We start from the raw sequence: 1,714 nt of genomic DNA, 5'->3' as shown, positions 1-1,714 counted from the left end.
AGTTCGTATTCGTATTCTAATCTCTCCTTTCACAGGAAGATTACAAAGACCACTCAGAAATGGGTGGTCTTTTTTTACACAAAAAAGACGCAGGCCGTAGTCCGCAGATGGCAGGCCGCAAAAACACGGCCTATGGCCTTGTGCGTAGGGGCTTCCACGTGGGAAGCCAGCTAAAGAGATTTGACCACAGCCCATTTGAGTATAATAGCAGACTTTTTACGAGACACGAGCCATGGCTTTTCCTCGGACTCAGATGCGGCTACGCCGCGACAGACTCAAACTAACAACGACGCTTCGGGAAAACCTCAGCGCGTAGCGGGCCGCCCGCCGTTGCTATTCGTTCGGGTAACCGTTCTGTACCTGATGGGATAGAAGGTTTTGGGCGGCCCCTACGATGCAGCCGAGCTGTGACAGACTCAGGATTGGGTTACGACCGTGTGCCACCTGTCATAAATTTCGGCTGTTCACAGGATTCGCGGCGGGACGCCCTCCGGAACATCCTCCGGGTCGTCCCCTACGGTATCGCATACAGGCGATGGAAATGAGCGCAGATCGCAAAAAAAATACACGGCCAGTGTCCTTGTGCGTAGGGGACGCCCTGAAAGCCTTTTTGGCCCGTCAGGTGCCGACCAGCGGAAGGCGCAAGACGGTTGCCAAAACGGACAGCTGTGGCTGGCGTCCCGTTGTGAGATTTCATCACAACCCATTCATGTATGATGGCCGGTTTTTACGAGCCACGAGCCACTATTTTCACGAGCCGAGGGTTACTCGAGGCGATGTATTTAATTTGAGTTTGTTGCCGCAAAGCGGCATCTGAGTCCGAGACGGCCTGCGACCGGCGGGGCCGTCGGCTCCAAAATAAAAAAAATTCAAATTTTTTTGTTTTTTTAGAAGGAATTTGCATCCCCGTGTTGAATACTATACATATAAGGGAAGAGACCACAAGGAATGAAAGCCATACATTCTTTAGACAGGATCTCCCCACGAAAGGAAGGGATGTTTTATGGCAACCATCGTTAGAGGTAAAAATTTAGAAATTACACCGGCTCTGAAAGATCACGTTGAAAAACAGGAAAAGAAAGTTACGAAATACTTTGATAACGAAGTCAATGTCCAGGCCCTGCTTTCTGTAGAAAAAGATCGGAAAATCGCTGAAATTACGTTGAAAGTCGACGGTGTCGTTCTCCGCGGCGTCGAAGCCAACGATGATATGTATGCTGCTATCGATTTAGTCTATGATAAACTGGTCCGCCAGATTCATAAATACAAAACAAAAATCGCCCGCCGCATGAAGAAAGGCGCTTTCAATGACGCTCTCGTCGAAGGGCCGGCTGTTCCGGAAGAAGCCTTTGAAGTCGCCCGCGTCAAGAAATTCGCCGCTCGTCCGATGGACGTCGAAGAAGCTATCTTGCAGATGAACCTCGTAGGCCACGACTTCTTCGTCTTCCTCAATTCCAAGACCGACACAATCAACGTCGTCTATAAACGGAAACACGGGAAATACGGCCTCATCGAACCGGAATATTAGGGGTTGTCCGTGGCTCCCTTGATAGGGGAGCTGTCAGCATAGCTGACTGAGAGGTTGAAAAAATAAATAAAAAAGCTGTCGCATTAAGCAGGAATGCATAATGCGACAGCTTTTTTTTGTATTAAGTTTGCAGGAGAGGCAAATAATGGCGGTCTGCGACTGCGGCCTGCGGGCTCGCCACGTGCG

At 49.8% G+C, this 1,714-nt stretch carries 1 protein-coding gene; it reads left to right on the top strand.

Annotation, left to right across the window (positions count from 1 at the left end; translation table 11 throughout):
* Nucleotides 1–1,003: 1,003 nt before the first annotated feature.
* Nucleotides 1,004–1,528: a ribosome hibernation-promoting factor, HPF/YfiA family gene (gene hpf / locus WMO23_RS11245; RefSeq protein ID WP_302680768.1), complete on the top strand. Its 525-nt coding sequence runs from the start codon at nt 1,004–1,006 to the stop codon at nt 1,526–1,528.
* The last annotated feature ends 186 nt before the right edge of the window (nt 1,529–1,714 follow it).

This window comes from Megasphaera intestinihominis (assembly GCF_040096415.1).
GTDB classification, from domain to species: Bacteria; Bacillota; Negativicutes; order Veillonellales; family Megasphaeraceae; genus Megasphaera; species Megasphaera intestinihominis.
Note: the sequence above shows the minus strand (reverse complement) of the source record. Positions and strands in the feature narration are given on the sequence as shown.

Excerpts from the sequence above, each read along its gene's own strand:
- hpf (WP_302680768.1), top strand. The coding sequence starts at position 1,004 with ATGGCAACCATCGTTAGAGGTAAAAATTTAGAAATTACACCGGCTCTG.